We start from the raw sequence: 15,433 nt of genomic DNA on the forward strand, positions 1-15,433 counted from the left end.
GGCGGGTGGGCGGCCGGCGGGTGGGCGGCCGGCGGGGCCGGGATCTGCGTGTCTGCGGACTTCTGAGCCGGTGGCCGTGGTTCGGCGACTGCCTCGGCCGGTGGGGAATCGACCTCGGCCGGCTGTGCGTCGACCTCGGCCGACCGGACAGCCGACCCGACGGACTCGTCGTCACCCGCCTGCTCGGTTCCCGACTGCTGGTCTGCCTCGGATTGCCAGCGCTTCAACTTCTCGGCGAAGCGCTCTCCCTCGCCGTCACCGCGCCGTCGATGGCGCGGCTGATATGTGGCATCGCGGGAGGGTTGACCACCAGCCACAGGCATGACTTCCTTCTCATCGGGTGCTTCGTACAGGACCGGACACGGGTGTCGGCACAGGCGCTGCGGGTTCCAGCCTATCGCCGACGACCCTCCGACCACATGACCGTCGGGATTCGAACCGTGTCGAGTTCCGCGACGGGACCGGATATGACATCGCTCGCGAGGCCGGTTTGGTTAGCCCGCACGGCAGAGACATCGCGCACGGCACCGGGCGTGGGACGGGCGTCGACCTGATGGCGACACGCCGGAGCGGCGTCCCACGCACCGACAGCGCCGAGGGACCGCCCGAACCGAGATGTCACCTGTCGGCGTCCTCCACCTCGGGTGCGAGGGAGTGATCGGCCCGCGACTGCTGGGTCGAGAGATGACGTTCGCGGCGCAGCGGGACGAGCAGACGCCACGGCCGCCAGTTCTGCTTCGACTCGTCCCAGGGTCGGAACAGCAACCACATCACCGTGAAGGTGATGTACCGGAACGGCAGTTCGATCCGTAGTGCCTTGACAGCCGCGTCGTTGCCACGACCACGAGCCGTCCGTACCCCCGCGCGGATGTAGTCGCGGTTGGCCCACGGCGAGTGCCGCAGCTGTCGGCACGATGCGGCGACCTCGAGATCGGGGTCGAAGTACATCCGCAACCCGGCCTCCTGCAGGGCGAGACCGAGATCGAGGTCGTCCCAGATCCCGTCGATTTTCTGCAGCGAGTCACGAACCTTGTTCCACTCCGGCCGACGGACCACACAGTTGGGTCCGTGCAGGCTCCCGATCTCACCGCCCTCCTTGAGCGGACCGAGGCCGAAGGTCTGCAGCTTGCGCTGCAGGGCGGGACTGGGTCCGTCCCAGGTGAGGACCAGGCCGGTGAATGCCGCGTAGTCGGCACCTACCGCGCCGTCGAAGAAGTCGACGATGCGCTCGACCCAGTCCGACGGGACCAGGGAGTCGGCATCGGTACGCGCGATGAGGTCGCCGTCGGCCGCGTCATAGCCGCGGCGCCGTGCCGCGATCACCCCGGGCTCTCGTTCGACGATGCGGACCACGCTGGGGTGTGCGAGTGCGAACCGATCGACGATCTCGGCTGTCCCGTCGGTGGAGTTGTTGTCGACGACGATGATCTCGTCGGCCGGCCGGGTCTGGGCGACGAGGCGTTCGAGACACTGCGCGATCGTGGCGGCTTCGTTGTATGCCGGGACCACGACGGAGAGAGTGCTGCTCATACGTCCTCCAGATATCCGATTCTCGATTTTCCGACGCTTCAGCCCGGACGGGACCGATCTCCGAATGATGTCCATCATTCGGTTCGATCCTCATTCCAGTGCACGCCCGGTGCGGATGGCGCGAATACGACTTCTCGACGATTCGCGCCGGGTACCCATGTAGCGGAAATCGTAACAACAACATTCGGTCCCCGATACCGATGTCATCTCCCGAATTCGACAACACGCGTTTCTCTATTGCGAATTCCAGATAAACGAACGTACGCGATTCGACGCTCCGACCACGATGAGCTGCGATTACCGGAATTGCATCGATGGCATCCACCCGGAAATCAACCGATTCCCCAACGATGACAGGCACGTACAGTGAGCCGATGACCACGGACAAGACCGGAGCCGAGACCACCGTTACACGTAATGACGACCTTCAGCGCTACGAGATCGAGGTGATCGGTTCGGGACTCGCGGGGTTCACCGTCTACCGGGAGCGTCAGGTCGACGGCGGGACGCAACGGGTGTTCGTCCACACCGAGGTCGACGAGGACTTCGGCGGTCGCGGACTGGCGACGATCCTGGTGCGCGAAGCGCTGGACGACACTCGGGCTCAGGGCGAGACCATCGTCGGCGTGTGCCCGTTGGTCGCCGCGTTCCTGCGCAAGAACCCCGACTACGCGGCCGACTCGGCTGCCGTGTCCCCCGAGATCCTGTCGTGGCTGGAAGGCCGGGCCTGACCCGACGTTCAGCCGGTCGACACCGCGATCGTCCTCACGCCTTCGGCATGTCCTCGACGTCCCGGTCGACCACCTCGCGACCGTTCACGTCGTAGTCGATCCGACGGCTGTGCCCTGACATCTGCACGACGATCGACGCGTGGGTGTCTCGACCGGGCGGAAGGATGCGCGCGGTGACCGCGCGTGCATCGTCACCAAGCAGCGCGATCAGGTCTGCGTGTGGTCCGGTGAGCGATGCCGGCACCACTGCCCCGTCGGCGCCCACCGCCGTGGGATCGCCGTCGTCGAGCAGTGCGACCTCTGTGCCCCGACTCCGCGCCGACCACACCGCTGCCCTGATCTCCGGCGAATCCCATCCGGGTGCACGGATGCCGTCTCTCAGCTGGGCTTCGAGCAGGCGCGCGATCCTGACCTCTTCGGGGGTGAACTCGTGGCCGTCCACCACGCGTTCCAGGGTGGGACGCGCGCGACGCTCGAAGTCGCGGAAGTGGGTTCGACGCTCGTCGGCTGCCGCTGCCGCCGCCGCCGCGGTGGCCGCGTCGTCCATCGACCGGCGTCGAAGCATGACCACCCGTCGCGCCATCGGGCGCAGGATTATGACGAAGAGCGTCGCCATCACCATCATCGGGTAGGTCCACACCGTGATGACGACTCCGTTGCCGAAACTGAGGCCGAAGCCCACGGCCCAGATGCCTGCGGTGAGACTGACCGCGAGCAGCCCCGCCCAGGCCAACAACGGCCGTCCTCGCAGAGCCACCAAGGTCAACACCACGATCGCGGCGGCCGCCGGCGGGCCGCTCTGCAGGGTCCGATAGGTCTCCTGCGGCAACGACCACCACGCGATGACCACACCCGCGAGCGTGGCACCGACACCGACGAGTGCAGCTGACAGCGGTATCGGGTCCCCGACCCTCGTCGCGACGAGTTGGGTCGCCGCGACGAACACCCCGAACGCCACCGCGATCCCGGTCCAGGCGATCGGTGACCGGATGGTCCAGCCCATGCCGATCTCGACGATCAGGTAGGCGACGCCGAATCCGGCCAGCGCCAGTCCGACCGTGCGCGAGCGGAATCCGAACAGGTCCAGGTCGTTGTCCGGTGTCGACGCACCCTGTCGCGCGGTCATGAACGCTGCCAGCCGAGCACGACCGCGGTCCCCAGACCGACCGAGCTCGACACCGTGGCGGTACCGCCGACGGCCTCCATGCGCCGTCGGATGCCTTGATCGATCCCCAGTCGCCGAACCCCCACGGAGTCCACCTCGAACCCGACCCCGTCGTCGACCACAGCCACCTGCAGATCGTCGACACCGAGCCAGCCGCCGACCACGCGGTCGGCGCCGGGGCCCGCATGTCCGACGCTGTTCCGGAGCGCCTCTCCGAGTGCCGAGGTGACGGCCTGGACCACGTCGGCGGGTATCTCCATGGCGCCGTCCGGCACCGCGATCTCGACCAGTACCTCGTCGTCGATCGCGGTGGCAGTGGCCCTGATCCGGCGCAGCGCCTCGGTGGCGACGAGCACCGTCGGGTCGTCTTCGTCGCCGCGGTGCCAGCGGTCGAGCTCGTCGAGCGTCGCACATGCCTGTCGCATCAGGCGCTCCTCGGGGCGTCCCGCGCGGATGGCGAGCAGCGACGCGATCACGGTGTCGTGGATCAGGGCGTCGTATCGACCACGTTCGGATTCCCGCGCGACCGCCGCGGCGGCCTCGGCCGCCGACTGACGCGCCTCGGTCCGGGTCGCGTCCAAGGTCATCGCAGTTCGGACGGCGACCAGTGCGATGGCGAGGAAGACACCGGCCAGCCCCACGGTCAACACGGAGTTCAGGTACAGCAGCACCTCGACGTGACCTCGCGAGCCGAGTTGGTTGGCGGTCTGCGCCACCACGGTGACCACGACGAGGTGGACGACGGCCATCCGGAAGCGGAGCGCGACCGCCCACACCAGGCTCGTCGCACCGGTCAGTTGCACCACCCATACCGGCCATCCGGACACGGCGTCGGGGACGTCGTGGTCCCACGCGACGAACCAGAGCAGGATCGTCGCGAGATATGCCGTCGCGACGAACACCGCGAGTGCCGTCGCGCGATCGAACCGGGGACGAAAACTCGCGACGATCATGGTGCCGGCCGGAACGACGACGAGGATGATGCTCACCGGCGCCCACCAGGCAGCGGTGAGGTGCGCATACGCGATGGTCCCCGGAGCCATCGCGAGGGCGTAGCCGATCAGCCCCGCGCCGACGAACCGCGACCCGAAGCGTTGCAGTCGCACCAGGTCGGAGCCGTCCTCGGTCGTCTCGGGGACCGACCGGAGACCGTCGGCACGGCCCGCGGCCGCTCGCCGCTGGAGACGCCGGATCAGCGGCCTCGGGATCGTCTGCACGGTGCTCCACCTGTCGCTGCTACTCGTGATCCACCGACGGTATCCGAACAGGGCGCCGTGTGGACCGCACGCCCGATACGCCGGATTGGCCCGATTGATCGTCAAGGAATTCACCGACGCATTCCTGCATGAATACAGGCGATGATCCCCACCCTTCCGACGCTCGGGTATCTCGTGTGTAGATTTCATCCGATACGGCTATTTCTGCCGAAATCCCGCAGCGTGGCAGCCCCCTGTGGACACGGGCTACGGAAACGCGCGAATATCGATTGACGTTCAGTGGAGAACAGAGGAGACGGCGAGACGATGGGCAACAGCCTTCTGGTCGGCGTGCCGGTCTACGGAAATCACGAATTGACGCACGCGATCGTCGACGATCTGCAGCGTGAGGACGCCGACTTCGTGATCATCGACAATCGTGGAGATTACGAACCCATTCGCGGTGAACGCGTGGAGCGGCCGGGCACCAATCTCGGGTGGGCCGGAGGTTCGAATCTCGGATTCCGGATCGCGTTCTCCGAGGGATACGAGAACGCGATGACGCTCAACAACGACACCCGCCTGTCGGTCGGGTATTTCGACGGCCTGCTCGACTCGTCGCTACCGGACGACCGAGGATTGGTCGCCGGGGTGTACGACGACAAAGCCGCCCACGGACAGATGCTCGCCGAGTACGACGGGCCGGCGCAGGAGTACACCCCCGTGAGCAAGTACCGGGACGTGAACTTCGTCGACGGCACCGGGCTCCTCATCACCCGCGACGCCTGGCGCAGTGTCGGCGATCTCGACGAACGCACCTTCGGGCCGTTCGCCTGGGGCGCCGACCTGGATCTGTCCCTCCGCGTCCGGGACGCGGGATACGGCATCTACGTGACCGAGAAGTCGTTCCTCAACCACTTCGGCCGCGCGACGGCCTATCAACTCGCCGGCAAGTTCCGCTACGTCGTCGGCAGTCACCGACACATGGTGCGCGGTATTCGTCGGGCCGGTCTGCACAAGCGCCTGAAGCAGGACGCGAGCATCCCGCACACCGTGCACTACCTGACCTGACCGCCGCACGGCGCCACCCGTTGATCTCGGGCTCGATACCTCGGGTCGCGATCACCGGCTCACCTATCGCTCCCGCTCCGGGCAAAATCTGTACGTGGGGAGGTCGCCGGCGACAATATGTCGATGGCTCGGACCACACGCACAGATTTTGTACCGGCCTGGCAGCGACACGGGCCCACCAACAGCAACACGGCCCGCCCCCTCGAAGGGGAACGGGCCGTGTGCCAGTACGAAGGGGTCGGGCCGACTTACTTGGCCTTCTCCAGCACCTCGACCAGGCGCCACCGCTTGGTCGCCGACAGCGGGCGGGTCTCCATGAGACGCACTCGGTCGCCGACGCCTGCGGTCTCGGCCTCGTCGTGGGCCTTGACCTTGCTCGTGGTCCGGATGATCTTGCCGTAGAGCGGGTGGCTCTTACGATCTTCCAGCTCGACCACGATGGTCTTCTGCATCTTGTCGCTGACCACGTAACCGATCCGCTCCTTGCGGTCGTTACGCACCTGCGCTTCGGTCGTCACTTTCTGGTCCTCACTCATGCGTCATCACCATCCGGTCCCGACGCAAGGCCCAGCTCGCGCTCGCGCATCACCGTGTAGACACGGGCGATCTCGCGACGCACGGTGCGCAACCGTCGGTTGTTGTCCAGCTGCCCGGTGGCCATCTGGAACCGAAGGTTGAAGAGCTCTTCCTTCGACTCGCGCAGGCGCTCGACCAGTTCGGTGTCGTTGAGCTCACGCAGCTCGTTCGCAGCAACTCCGAGTGCCATCAGAACTGCTCCTCTCTGGTCACGATCCGGGTCTTGATCGGCAGCTTGTGCTGCGCGCGGCGCAGGGCCTCGCGAGCGATCTGCTCATTGGGGAAGGTCATCTCGAACAGCACGCGACCCGGCTTGACCGGGGCGACCCACCACTCCGGCGAACCCTTACCGGAACCCATGCGGGTCTCGGCGGGCTTCTTGGTGAGCGGGCGGTCCGGGAAGATGTTGATCCAGACCTTGCCGCCACGCTTGATGTGCCGGTTGATGGCGATACGAGCGGACTCGATCTGACGGTTGGTGATGTACGCGCCTTCCAGAGCCTGGATGCCGTAGTCACCGAACGTCACCTTGGTACCGCCCTTGGCCTGCCCCTTGAGGCTGGGGTGGTGCTGCTTGCGGTGCTTGACCCGACGAGGGATCAACATGGCCTAGCCCTCCTGGTTCCCCTGCGCGGGCGCAGGTTCGGTAGTCGCACCGGCGTCGGCGGGCACCGTCGCGGGTGCGGCGTCTGCCGCGCGGCCCGCATCGGTGCTCGTCGCGGTGGTACCCGAGGCACCACTGCGGCGCGGCCGGCTCGGCCGGCGCGAACGACGATCGTCGGCGGGCGCCGCGGCGGCGGTGAGCTCACGCTTGCCACCGACGATGTCGCCCTTGTAGATCCAGACCTTGACGCCGATCCGACCGAAGGTGGTCTTGGCCTCGTAGAGGCCGTAGTCGATGTCGGCGCGCAGCGTGTGCAGCGGCACACGACCCTCGCGGTAGAACTCGCTACGGCTCATCTCGGCGCCGCCCAGGCGGCCCGAGCACTGGACCCGGATGCCCTTGACGTTCGGCTGACGCATCGCCGACTGGATCGCCTTGCGCATCGCGCGGCGGAAGGCCACACGGTTGCTCAGCTGCTCGGCGACACCCTGGGCCACGAGCTGGGCCTCGGACTCGGCGTTCTTGACCTCGAGGATGTTCAGCTGCACCTGCTTGCCGGTCAGCTTCTCCAGGTCGCCACGGATCCGGTCGGCCTCGGCGCCACGGCGACCGATGACGATGCCCGGACGGGCGGTGTGGATGTCGACGCGGACCCGGTCACGGGTGCGCTCGATCTCCACCTTGGCGATGCCGGCCCGCTCCAGTCCCGTGGACAGGAGCTTGCGGATGGCGACATCCTCTTTGACGTAGTCCGCGTACTGCTTGTCGGCGTACCACCGCGACTTCCAGTCGGTGGTGATGCCCAACCGGAAGCCGTGCGGGTTGATCTTCTGGCCCACTACTAGGCTCCCTTCGTCTTCTGCTGACGCGACCGGCCGCGACCGGTCGCCTTCTCCGGAAGGCTCTCGACGACCACGGTGATGTGGCTGGTGCGCTTGCGGATCCGGAACGCGCGACCCTGCGCACGTGGCTGGAAACGCTTGAGCGTCGGGCCTTCGTCGGCGAATGCGGTGGAGACGACGAGGGTCCGGCGATCCAGATCCTGGTTGTTCTCCGCGTTCGCGACCGCGCTGGCGAGCACCTTGTACACCGGCTCACTCGCCGACTGCGGAGCGAACCGCAGGATGTCCAGTGCCTCGTCGACGTTCTTGCCGCGGATCAGGTCGATCACGCGACGTGCCTTCATGGGCGTGACGCGCACGAAGCGCGCGGTCGCCTTGGCTGTCGGGTTCTGGGTAGGTGTAGTCATGATTACCGGCGCTTCGCTTTCCGGTCGTCCTTGATGTGACCCTTGAAGGTGCGGGTGGGGGCGAACTCGCCCAGCTTGTGCCCGACCATGTTGTCCGAGACGAACACCGGCACGTGCTTGCGACCGTCGTGGACGGCGAAGGTGTGGCCGATGAAGTCCGGGATGATGGTCGAACGACGCGACCAGGTCTTGATGACCTGCTTGGTGCCCTTTTCGTTCTGGGTGTCCACCTTCGCAAGGAGGTGGTCGTCGACGAACGGGCCTTTCTTGAGGCTGCGTGGCATTCTCTCACTCCCTCCTTGTTATCGCTTGTTCTTGCCGGTGCGACGGCGCCGGACGATGAGCTTGTCGCTCGCCTTGTTCTTACGGGTACGACCCTCGGGCTGACCCCACGGGCTGACCGGGTGGCGACCACCGGAGGTCTTGCCCTCACCACCACCGTGCGGGTGGTCGACCGGGTTCATCACGACACCGCGGACGGTCGGGCGCTTGCCCTTCCACCGCATACGGCCGGCCTTGCCCCAGTTGATGTTGCTCTGCTCGGCGTTGCCCACCTCGCCGACGGTTGCGCGGCAGCGCACGTCGACACGACGGATCTCGCCGGAGGGCATACGCAGGGTCGCGTAGGGGCCTTCCTTGCCCAGCAGCTGGATCGACGATCCGGCGCTGCGGGCCAGCTTTGCTCCACCGCCCGGGCGCAACTCCACGGCGTGGATCTGCGTACCGGTCGGGATGTTGCGCAGCGGCAGGTTGTTGCCCGGCTTGATGTCGGCGGTCGGACCCGTCTCCACCACGTCGTGCTGCTTCAGTCCCTTGGGGGCGATGATGTAGCGCTTCTCGCCGTCCACGAAGTGCAGCAACGCGATCCGCGCGGTGCGGTTCGGGTCGTACTCGATGTGGGCGACCTTGGCGTTGATGCCGTCCTTGTCGTTGCGACGGAAGTCGATCAGCCGGTAGGCGCGCTTGTGACCGCCACCCTTGTGCCGGGTGGTGATGCGACCGTGCGCGTTACGACCACCGCGACCGTGCAGCGGGCGAACGAGCGACTTCTCCGGGTGGTCACGGGTGATCTCGGCGAAATCCGAGCCACTCGAGCCGCGGCGACCCGGGGTCGTCGGCTTGTACTTACGAATAGCCATGAGTGTTGAGTCCCTCTACTCTCGAGTCCCCGGTCAGCCGACCGAGCCGCCGAAGATCTCGATGGGCTTGCTGTCCTCGGTGAGCGTCACGATCGCGCGCTTGGTGGCCTTGCGCTGGCCGTACCCGAAGCGGGTGCGCTTGCGCTTGCCCTGCCGGTTCGCGGTGTTCACGCTCGACACCTTGACGTCGAAGATCTTCTCGATCGCGATCTTGATCTGCGTCTTGTTGGAGTCCGGGTGCACCACGAAGGTGTACACGTTGTCCTCGATCAGTCCGTAGGACTTCTCGGAGATCACCGGTGCCAGGATGATGTCGCGCGGATCTGTCTGCACGGTCATGCCGACGCCTCCTTCTTGTTCTGAGCGATGAACGCGTTGAGCGTCTCGACGCTGAACACGACCTCGTCCGAGTCCAGGACGTCGTAGGTGTTGAGCTGATCGGGAGCGATCGGCAGCACGTTCTGCAGGTTCGCGACGCTCTTCCAGCCGGCCTCGTCCTCACGGGTGAGCACGACGAGGAACTTGCGGCGATCGCTGAGCGACTCCAGGAACTGCCGCGCCGACTTGGTCGACGGGGCCTGCCCGGCGACGAGCTCGGTGATCACGTGGATGCGCTCGTTACGGGCCCGGTCCGAGAGGGCACCGCGCAGGGCGGCGGCCTTCATCTTCTTGGGGGTGCGCTGGCTGTAGTCACGCGGCTGCGGGCCGTGGACGGTGCCACCGCCGGCGAACTGCGGGGCGCGGGTCGAACCCTGGCGGGCGCGACCGGTTCCCTTCTGGCGGTACGGCTTCGCGCCACCACCGGACACCGCGCCGCGGGTCTTGGTGGAGTGCGTGCCCTGACGGGCGGCCGCCTGCTGGGCCACCACGACCTGGTGCAGGAGCGCGATGTTGGCCGGTGCGTCGAAGAGTTCGGCCGGCAGGTCGACGGTTCCGTCGGTCTTGCCGTCGGCGGTCTTGACGTCCAGCGTCAGCTTGGTAGTCGTATCGGTGCTCATGCGTCGGCACCACCCTTCACTGCGTTGCTCTTCACGGCGTCGCGGACGACCACGATGCCGCCCTTGCGGCCGGGGATCGCGCCCTTGATCAACAGCAGACCGGCCTCGGCGTCCACCTTGTGGACGGTGAGGTTCTGCGTGGTGACCTTCTCGTTGCCCATCCGGCCTGCCATGCGCATGCCCTTGAACACGCGACCCGGGGTGGCACAGCCACCGATCGAGCCGGGTGCGCGGTGCACGCGGTGCGCGCCGTGGCTGGCACCCAGACCGGAGAAGCCGTGACGCTTCATGACGCCGGCGAAACCCTTGCCCTTGCTGGTGCCGGTCACGTCGACCTGCGAACCCTCGGCGAAGATCTCCGCGGTCAGTTCCTGGCCGATCTCGAAGTCGGCGACATCGCCGACGCGGATCTCGGCGAGGTGCCGACGCGGGGTGACACCCGCCTTGCCGTACTGTCCGGCGACCGGCTTGGTCACCTTGCGCGGATCGATGGCGCCGTACGCGAGCTGGACGGCGGTGTAGCCGTCGCGCTCTGCGGTGCGGAGCTGAGTGATCACGTTGGGACCGGCCTGGACGACGGTGACCGGGACGACCCGGTTGTTCTCGTCGAACACCTGGGTCATACCCAGCTTGGTGCCCAGGATTCCCTTGCTTGCTGCCTGCGAAGTCATGTCTGCAACCCCCGCCCTACTGGATGTTGACGTCGACGCTGGCCGGAAGGTCGATGCGCATGAGCGCGTCGACGGTCTTCGGCGTCGGGTCGAGGATGTCGATGAGTCGCTTGTGCGTGCGCATCTCGAAGTGCTCGCGGCTGTCCTTGTACTTGTGCGGCGAGCGGATGACGCAATACACGTTCTTCTCGGTGGGCAACGGCACCGGGCCGACCACACGTGCCCCGGTACGGGTCACGGTCTCCACGATCTTGCGCGCCGAAGCGTCGATCGCCTCGTGGTCGTAGGCCTTGAGCCTGATGCGGATCTTCTGTCCCGCCACGCTGTGTCCTCTTCCGTCAGTTGTTCTCGACAGACGAACACCGCGTGTCCGATGTCGGCAGCAGAAGCCGACGGGCACATGACCACCCGCGTGAGATTCGGGGATCGACGCTGTTCATCTGTCGTTGTACGTTGGCTCGATCGATGTCGAACCGGATGGTCTGCCGACTGGGCGGACCGTTTCGCTCCGTCCCCCCGCGGTCGGGCGTGTCGTGGCCGTGCTTCGAACCGAAGGCACGCGTTACACGCCCATTCCCGGTGGTGGGTCTGGGAGTCTTCGCCTGAACGATGCCGCAGGACAACCTGCGTCGGCCGGTCAAGGCAACCCGACAAGTATGCACCAGGTCGGGGCCGGTGTCCAAATCGGGCCGGAAGTGCTGATCAGGCACTCTGAGCACGCCGGTGGACCCGACGTCTGCCCCACCGTGACCCGACCGGCCCACCGCAACCGACGACGAGGGCCCCGCACAGTGTGCGAGGCCCTCGTCGAGGCCGGGTCGCGTACGTGATCGATCAGGAACCGAAGGTCGGCGCCCCGAACGGTCCGACCCAACGGTCGGGGTGCTGTCGGCGGTGCGGCTCGCGATACTCCGGCGGCGCGGGCCGGAAGGGGGCGGCGGGCGCGACGCGATGATGCTGCGGTTGATGGTGGGCCGGTCCGGGGTGGTGCGGATCGGCCATCGCCGCACCGGAACCGACCGCGAGGCCACCCAGCACGGCTGCGGCTGCGATGGTCCCGCCGACGGTGCGGCGGATTCGTGACGACCTCATGGCTGGAGTTCCTTCCTCTGTCGACATTTCCCGGACAGGGCGGAAAGGGTGACCGCCCCGTCCGGGTCGTGGTCGCCGACCCGCGCGTCGGGGGTTACCGGGCCTGCGACGTCATCGACGTTATGGCCGACACCGCACGTCAAACCATGGCGAACACCTGCCGATGACCTGTGAACGCGCTGTCAGCGCGTGCCGGACACCGACCGACCCCGAGACCGGGGAGGAGTCCCGACGACGTCTCGTCGACAAAACTTACCGAGTAGTAAGATCCCTCCATGAGCTCCCCTGAGACAACTGCAAGCCCCACCTACGCCCTGCGCCGCCGCCTCCCCGACAACGTTCTCGGCCACACCTTGTTCTCACTCGGCATGGTCGCGCGGGTTCCGTACTTCGGCACCGTGCTGCCGATCGTGGACGAGATGCGCCCCGGGTTCTGTCGCGTGACCGCACCGAAGTGGTTCGGCGTGCATAACCACATCGGCACCTTCCACGCGATCGCGGCGTGCAACCTCGCCGAGGCCGCGATGGGGATGTTGATGGAGGCGACCACCCCACGCAGCCATCGATGGATTCCGAAGGCGATGTCGACGCAGTATCTCGCCAAGGCGACGACGCGACTGACCGCCGAGGCCGAACTGCTGAACCCGATCGACTTCGCCGAGATCACCGAGGGCACCGACGTCGTGGTCTCCGTCCGCATCACCGACCGCGCGGGTACCGAGGTCGTCCACTGCGACATCACCACGTGGGTGACGCCTGCCTGAGGCCACCGGCAGCCCGAGGCCGCCGCCATCGCCCTGCCCTCGGGCGCCGATCGCCCTACGCTGGCCCGATGACTCCATCAGGCCGCCGCGTGACCGACCGCCTGGCGAGTCAGCTCGCGCAGACCCGGTCGGGCGATCCGCGCGCGAACGTGCTCTCCGAACTACGCAGGCTCATGCTCTCCGGCGGCGCACCGCCCGGGGCGCAGATCGCGCCGGGCGAGATCGCCGATGCGTTCGGGGTGAGCCCGATACCGGTCCGCGAAGCGTTGCAGACCCTTGTCGGTGAGGGTCTCGTCGTACATCGGCCGCACGCGGGGTACCGGGTGTGCGAGTTGTCGTTGGCCGAGTTGCGCGAGATCTACTTCGTACGTGGGGTTCTCGAGCAGGCTGCACTGGCGCGAGCGGTGGAGTTGATCCGGTCCGAGGATCTCGAGCTGGCGCGCGCCCAACACCAGGAACTCCTGACCGCCGCGCGGTTCGACGATCGCACCGCATTCCACGCCACCTCGCGGATGTTCCACCGGACCCTGACCGCACCGTGTGACATGCCCCGGTTGATGCACATGTTCGAGGCGACCTGGAACCTGACCGATCCGTTCCAGGTCATGCGAGCGGTCACGGCCGACACCCGACGCCGACTCAACGACGACCACGCCGCGCTCCTCGACGCGTTCGCCGCGCGCGACGTCGATGCCGTCGCGCAGGTAGCCCGCCTGCACCACGGCCGACTCGAGAGCGCCATCGTGGAGACCGCCGAGAGCCTCAGCGTGCGTCACGAGGAGTGACGTCGTCCGGGACACGGACGCGCCCGAATATATCGGTGCGGTGATTCCTCGGTAACACGATCTTCCTAGGTTGCTGTCCATCAGATTTCACTGATCGAGAGCACGGGAGTATTCGATGTCCGAACCAACGGCGGAGACCGTCACCGCGACAGCCCATCACAGCGTCGCCGGAGAGAGCGTCATCAAACCGGGCTACCACCCGAGCCTCACCAACTCGGACCTCGCTCCCCTGCGCGAGCAGAAGTGGACCTGGTACAACATCTTCGCCTTCTGGATGTCGGACGTGCACAGCGTCGGCGGATACGTCTTCGCCGGCAGTCTGTTCGCACTCGGCATCTCCGCATGGCAGGTCCTGGTGGCGTTGCTGATCGGCATCGTCGCCGTCAACCTCCTCTGCAACCTTGTGGCCAAGCCGTCCCAACTCGCCGGCGTCCCGTACCCGGTGACCACCCGGGTCGCCTTCGGTGTGAAGGGTGCGAACATCCCGGCGATCATCCGTGGTCTGATCGCGGTGGCCTGGTACGGGATTCAGACCTACCTTGCATCCGTGGCGTTCGGTCTCCTGGCCCTGAAATTCTGGCCGAGCCTCGAGAAGTACGGCGACGTCGATCAATACGGCTTCCTCGGGCTGAGTCTGTTGGGATGGGCGGGCTTCATCCTGATGTGGGTACTGCAGGCCCTTGTCTTCTGGAACGGCATGGAGACCATCCGCCGGTTCATCGACTTCTGCGGGCCCGCCGTGTATGTCGTGATGGTCGTACTGGCCGGCTATCTGATCTACCGGGCAGGCTGGGACAACGTCAGCTTCGATCTGTCCGCGGGCGAGCCGTTGACGGGCTGGGCGTCGGTGACCTCGATGATCAGTGCGATCGCGCTCGTGGTCTCGTACTTCTCCGGTCCGATGCTCAATTTCGGCGACTTCTCGCGGTACGGCCGGACCTTCGGCGAGGTGAAGAAGGGCAACTTCTGGGGGTTGCCGGTGAACTTCCTGTTCTTCTCGATCCTGGTGGTGTGCACGGTGTCCGCGGGCGCCACGGTCATCGGTACCGACGACGACGGCAACATCATCACCGACCCCGTCCACATCGTCGACCGCATCGACAACACGACCGCCGCGGTCCTCGGCGTGCTCACCTTCGCGATCGCCACCATCGGCATCAACATCGTCGCGAACTTCGTCTCGCCCGCCTTCGATTTCTCGAATGTCGCACCGACCAAGATCAGTTGGCGGACAGGCGGGATGATCGCCGCGGTGGGCTCGGTCCTGATCACGCCGTGGAATCTGTTCAACAACCCCGACGCGATCCACTACACGCTGGACACGTTGGGAGCGGTGATCGGCCCACTGTTCGGCATCCTCATCGTCGACTTCTACCTCGTGAAGAGACAGAAGATCGTCGTCGACGACCTGTTCAGCACCGATCCCGGCAAAACGTATTCCTATCGTAACGGGTGGAACCCCGTCGCCGTCATCGCGGTGATCGTCGGCTCGGTCGTGCCGATCTGCGTGGTCGTGTGGGGTACCGCCTACCAGGCGAGCTTCACCTGGTTCATGGGAGCCGCGGTGGGCGCTGCCGCCTACTGGCTGGGTATGCGATTCGCCCCGACCGGCTTCGTCTACGCCACCGGCGAGGTACCGACCGCGACGCCGACGGCCGACGACACCCTCGAGCCGACGATCGCCTGAGGCTCACTGGTGCCGTACCTCCGCGCATGGTCCTGACCGCAGCGTGAGCGCGAGGCCGCGACGATTATTGTCGTGGCCTCGCGCTCAGCTGTGATCGGTGACCGAGTCCACCGACCCGTCGAAAAGATTTCCGGATTTCTCCCGCCGACATGTCGAGAATGAGATGTCGGCTCCG

20 protein-coding genes and 1 pseudogene are annotated in these 15,433 nt (G+C 66.5%); 5 read left to right on the forward strand and 16 right to left on the reverse strand.

All coding sequences use genetic code 11. The annotated features are described in order from the left end of the window. Nucleotides 1-323: pseudogene (locus GS4_RS07675) on the reverse strand (hypothetical protein); the annotation flags it as partial. 295 nt (nucleotides 324-618) lie between these two features. After that, nucleotides 619-1,530, reverse strand: a complete 912-nt coding sequence (locus tag GS4_RS07680; RefSeq protein WP_007619213.1) for a glycosyltransferase family 2 protein — start codon at nucleotides 1,528-1,530, stop codon at nucleotides 619-621. Between the two features lie 374 nt (nucleotides 1,531-1,904). On the opposite strand from GS4_RS07680, the gene GS4_RS07685 reads away from it, so the two are divergent. After that, nucleotides 1,905-2,261, forward strand: a complete 357-nt coding sequence (locus GS4_RS07685; protein WP_040509978.1) for a GNAT family N-acetyltransferase — start codon at nucleotides 1,905-1,907, stop codon at nucleotides 2,259-2,261. A gap of 34 nt (nucleotides 2,262-2,295) precedes the next feature. Here GS4_RS07685 and GS4_RS07690 read toward each other — a convergent pair whose 3' ends face one another. Next, nucleotides 2,296-3,387, reverse strand: coding sequence for a DUF8320 family protein (locus GS4_RS07690; RefSeq protein ID WP_007619215.1), 1,092 nt, complete (start codon nucleotides 3,385-3,387; stop codon nucleotides 2,296-2,298). After that, nucleotides 3,384-4,643: a sensor histidine kinase gene (locus GS4_RS07695; protein WP_007619216.1), complete on the reverse strand. Its 1,260-nt coding sequence runs from the start codon at nucleotides 4,641-4,643 to the stop codon at nucleotides 3,384-3,386. The genes GS4_RS07690 and GS4_RS07695 overlap by 4 nt, the downstream gene beginning before the upstream one ends. Nucleotides 4,644-4,949: 306 nt before the next feature. On the opposite strand from GS4_RS07695, the gene GS4_RS07700 reads away from it, so the two are divergent. Further along, nucleotides 4,950-5,693, forward strand: a complete 744-nt coding sequence (locus GS4_RS07700) for a glycosyltransferase family protein (RefSeq protein WP_007619217.1) — start codon at nucleotides 4,950-4,952, stop codon at nucleotides 5,691-5,693. A gap of 248 nt (nucleotides 5,694-5,941) precedes the next feature. Here GS4_RS07700 and rpsQ read toward each other — a convergent pair whose 3' ends face one another. The 12 genes from rpsQ to GS4_RS07760 form a co-directional block, all read right to left on the reverse strand. Beyond that, nucleotides 5,942-6,229, reverse strand: coding sequence for a 30S ribosomal protein S17 (gene rpsQ / locus GS4_RS07705; RefSeq protein WP_007619218.1), 288 nt, complete (start codon nucleotides 6,227-6,229; stop codon nucleotides 5,942-5,944). Then, on the reverse strand, nucleotides 6,226-6,459 hold the full coding sequence (gene rpmC, locus GS4_RS07710) for a 50S ribosomal protein L29 (RefSeq protein ID WP_007619220.1): 234 nt from the start codon (nucleotides 6,457-6,459) through the stop codon (nucleotides 6,226-6,228). The genes rpsQ and rpmC overlap by 4 nt, the downstream gene beginning before the upstream one ends. After that, entirely contained in the window at nucleotides 6,459-6,875 is a 417-nt protein-coding gene (rplP, locus tag GS4_RS07715; RefSeq protein ID WP_007619221.1) for a 50S ribosomal protein L16, read from the reverse strand. Before rplP ends, rpmC begins: the two co-directional genes overlap by 1 nt. A 3-nt stretch (nucleotides 6,876-6,878) precedes the next feature. Then, on the reverse strand, nucleotides 6,879-7,712 hold the full coding sequence (rpsC, locus tag GS4_RS07720; RefSeq protein WP_007619223.1) for a 30S ribosomal protein S3: 834 nt from the start codon (nucleotides 7,710-7,712) through the stop codon (nucleotides 6,879-6,881). Nucleotides 7,713-7,714: 2 nt separating this feature from the next. Then, a complete protein-coding gene (rplV, locus tag GS4_RS07725; RefSeq protein WP_007619225.1) occupies nucleotides 7,715-8,122 on the reverse strand; it encodes a 50S ribosomal protein L22 in 408 nt (135 codons plus the stop codon). Nucleotides 8,123-8,124: 2 nt separating this feature from the next. Further along, complete coding sequence (gene rpsS, locus GS4_RS07730; protein WP_005203946.1) at nucleotides 8,125-8,406, reverse strand: 30S ribosomal protein S19; 282 nt, start codon at nucleotides 8,404-8,406, stop codon at nucleotides 8,125-8,127. An 18-nt stretch (nucleotides 8,407-8,424) separates the two neighbouring features. Then, nucleotides 8,425-9,261: a 50S ribosomal protein L2 gene (gene rplB / locus GS4_RS07735; RefSeq protein ID WP_007619234.1), complete on the reverse strand. Its 837-nt coding sequence runs from the start codon at nucleotides 9,259-9,261 to the stop codon at nucleotides 8,425-8,427. A gap of 33 nt (nucleotides 9,262-9,294) precedes the next feature. Beyond that, nucleotides 9,295-9,600, reverse strand: coding sequence for a 50S ribosomal protein L23 (rplW, locus tag GS4_RS07740; protein WP_007619236.1), 306 nt, complete (start codon nucleotides 9,598-9,600; stop codon nucleotides 9,295-9,297). Then, nucleotides 9,597-10,259: a 50S ribosomal protein L4 gene (rplD, locus tag GS4_RS07745; protein ID WP_007619238.1), complete on the reverse strand. Its 663-nt coding sequence runs from the start codon at nucleotides 10,257-10,259 to the stop codon at nucleotides 9,597-9,599. The genes rplW and rplD overlap by 4 nt, the downstream gene beginning before the upstream one ends. Next, nucleotides 10,256-10,930 (reverse strand): 50S ribosomal protein L3, encoded by a 675-nt coding sequence (rplC, locus tag GS4_RS07750; RefSeq protein ID WP_007619240.1) that lies wholly within the window; start codon nucleotides 10,928-10,930, stop codon nucleotides 10,256-10,258. Before rplC ends, rplD begins: the two co-directional genes overlap by 4 nt. Nucleotides 10,931-10,946: 16 nt before the next feature. Next, nucleotides 10,947-11,252: a 30S ribosomal protein S10 gene (gene rpsJ, locus GS4_RS07755; protein ID WP_003938093.1), complete on the reverse strand. Its 306-nt coding sequence runs from the start codon at nucleotides 11,250-11,252 to the stop codon at nucleotides 10,947-10,949. A 512-nt stretch (nucleotides 11,253-11,764) separates the two neighbouring features. Continuing rightward, nucleotides 11,765-12,022 (reverse strand): hypothetical protein, encoded by a 258-nt coding sequence (locus GS4_RS07760; protein WP_040509899.1) that lies wholly within the window; start codon nucleotides 12,020-12,022, stop codon nucleotides 11,765-11,767. A 275-nt stretch (nucleotides 12,023-12,297) separates the two neighbouring features. Here GS4_RS07760 and GS4_RS07765 point away from each other — a divergent pair, with 275 nt between their 5' ends. The 3 genes from GS4_RS07765 (at nucleotide 12,298) to GS4_RS07775 (ending at nucleotide 15,258) form a co-directional block, all read left to right on the forward strand. Then, nucleotides 12,298-12,786, forward strand: coding sequence for a hotdog fold domain-containing protein (locus tag GS4_RS07765; protein WP_007619246.1), 489 nt, complete (start codon nucleotides 12,298-12,300; stop codon nucleotides 12,784-12,786). 68 nt (nucleotides 12,787-12,854) lie between these two features. Then, a complete protein-coding gene (locus GS4_RS07770; protein WP_245555596.1) occupies nucleotides 12,855-13,571 on the forward strand; it encodes a GntR family transcriptional regulator in 717 nt (238 codons plus the stop codon). Nucleotides 13,572-13,686: 115 nt separating this feature from the next. After that, nucleotides 13,687-15,258, forward strand: a complete 1,572-nt coding sequence (locus GS4_RS07775; RefSeq protein ID WP_007619250.1) for an NCS1 family nucleobase:cation symporter-1 — start codon at nucleotides 13,687-13,689, stop codon at nucleotides 15,256-15,258. Nucleotides 15,259-15,433: the final 175 nt, after the last annotated feature.

The sequence above is a fragment of the Gordonia soli NBRC 108243 genome (assembly GCF_000334455.1).
Classification (GTDB): Bacteria; Actinomycetota; Actinomycetes; order Mycobacteriales; family Mycobacteriaceae; genus Gordonia; species Gordonia soli.

What these genes read in the sequence shown, in the direction of transcription:
- GS4_RS07680 (WP_007619213.1), bottom strand. Translation starts at nt 1,530, where the DNA reads ATGAGCAGCACTCTCTCCGTCGTGGTCCCGGCATACAACGAAGCCGCC.
- GS4_RS07685 (WP_040509978.1), top strand. Translation starts at nt 1,905, where the DNA reads ATGACCACGGACAAGACCGGAGCCGAGACCACCGTTACACGTAATGAC.
- GS4_RS07690 (WP_007619215.1), bottom strand. Translation starts at nt 3,387, where the DNA reads ATGACCGCGCGACAGGGTGCGTCGACACCGGACAACGACCTGGACCTG.
- GS4_RS07700 (WP_007619217.1), top strand. Translation starts at nt 4,950, where the DNA reads ATGGGCAACAGCCTTCTGGTCGGCGTGCCGGTCTACGGAAATCACGAA.
- rpsQ (WP_007619218.1), bottom strand. Translation starts at nt 6,229, where the DNA reads ATGAGTGAGGACCAGAAAGTGACGACCGAAGCGCAGGTGCGTAACGAC.
- rpmC (WP_007619220.1), bottom strand. Translation starts at nt 6,459, where the DNA reads ATGGCACTCGGAGTTGCTGCGAACGAGCTGCGTGAGCTCAACGACACC.
- rplP (WP_007619221.1), bottom strand. Translation starts at nt 6,875, where the DNA reads ATGTTGATCCCTCGTCGGGTCAAGCACCGCAAGCAGCACCACCCCAGC.
- rplV (WP_007619225.1), bottom strand. Translation starts at nt 8,122, where the DNA reads ATGACTACACCTACCCAGAACCCGACAGCCAAGGCGACCGCGCGCTTC.
- rpsS (WP_005203946.1), bottom strand. Translation starts at nt 8,406, where the DNA reads ATGCCACGCAGCCTCAAGAAAGGCCCGTTCGTCGACGACCACCTCCTT.
- rplB (WP_007619234.1), bottom strand. Translation starts at nt 9,261, where the DNA reads ATGGCTATTCGTAAGTACAAGCCGACGACCCCGGGTCGCCGCGGCTCG.
- rplW (WP_007619236.1), bottom strand. Translation starts at nt 9,600, where the DNA reads ATGACCGTGCAGACAGATCCGCGCGACATCATCCTGGCACCGGTGATC.
- rplD (WP_007619238.1), bottom strand. Translation starts at nt 10,259, where the DNA reads ATGAGCACCGATACGACTACCAAGCTGACGCTGGACGTCAAGACCGCC.
- rplC (WP_007619240.1), bottom strand. Translation starts at nt 10,930, where the DNA reads ATGACTTCGCAGGCAGCAAGCAAGGGAATCCTGGGCACCAAGCTGGGT.
- GS4_RS07760 (WP_040509899.1), bottom strand. Translation starts at nt 12,022, where the DNA reads ATGAGGTCGTCACGAATCCGCCGCACCGTCGGCGGGACCATCGCAGCC.
- GS4_RS07765 (WP_007619246.1), top strand. Translation starts at nt 12,298, where the DNA reads ATGAGCTCCCCTGAGACAACTGCAAGCCCCACCTACGCCCTGCGCCGC.
- GS4_RS07770 (WP_245555596.1), top strand. Translation starts at nt 12,855, where the DNA reads ATGACTCCATCAGGCCGCCGCGTGACCGACCGCCTGGCGAGTCAGCTC.
- GS4_RS07775 (WP_007619250.1), top strand. Translation starts at nt 13,687, where the DNA reads ATGTCCGAACCAACGGCGGAGACCGTCACCGCGACAGCCCATCACAGC.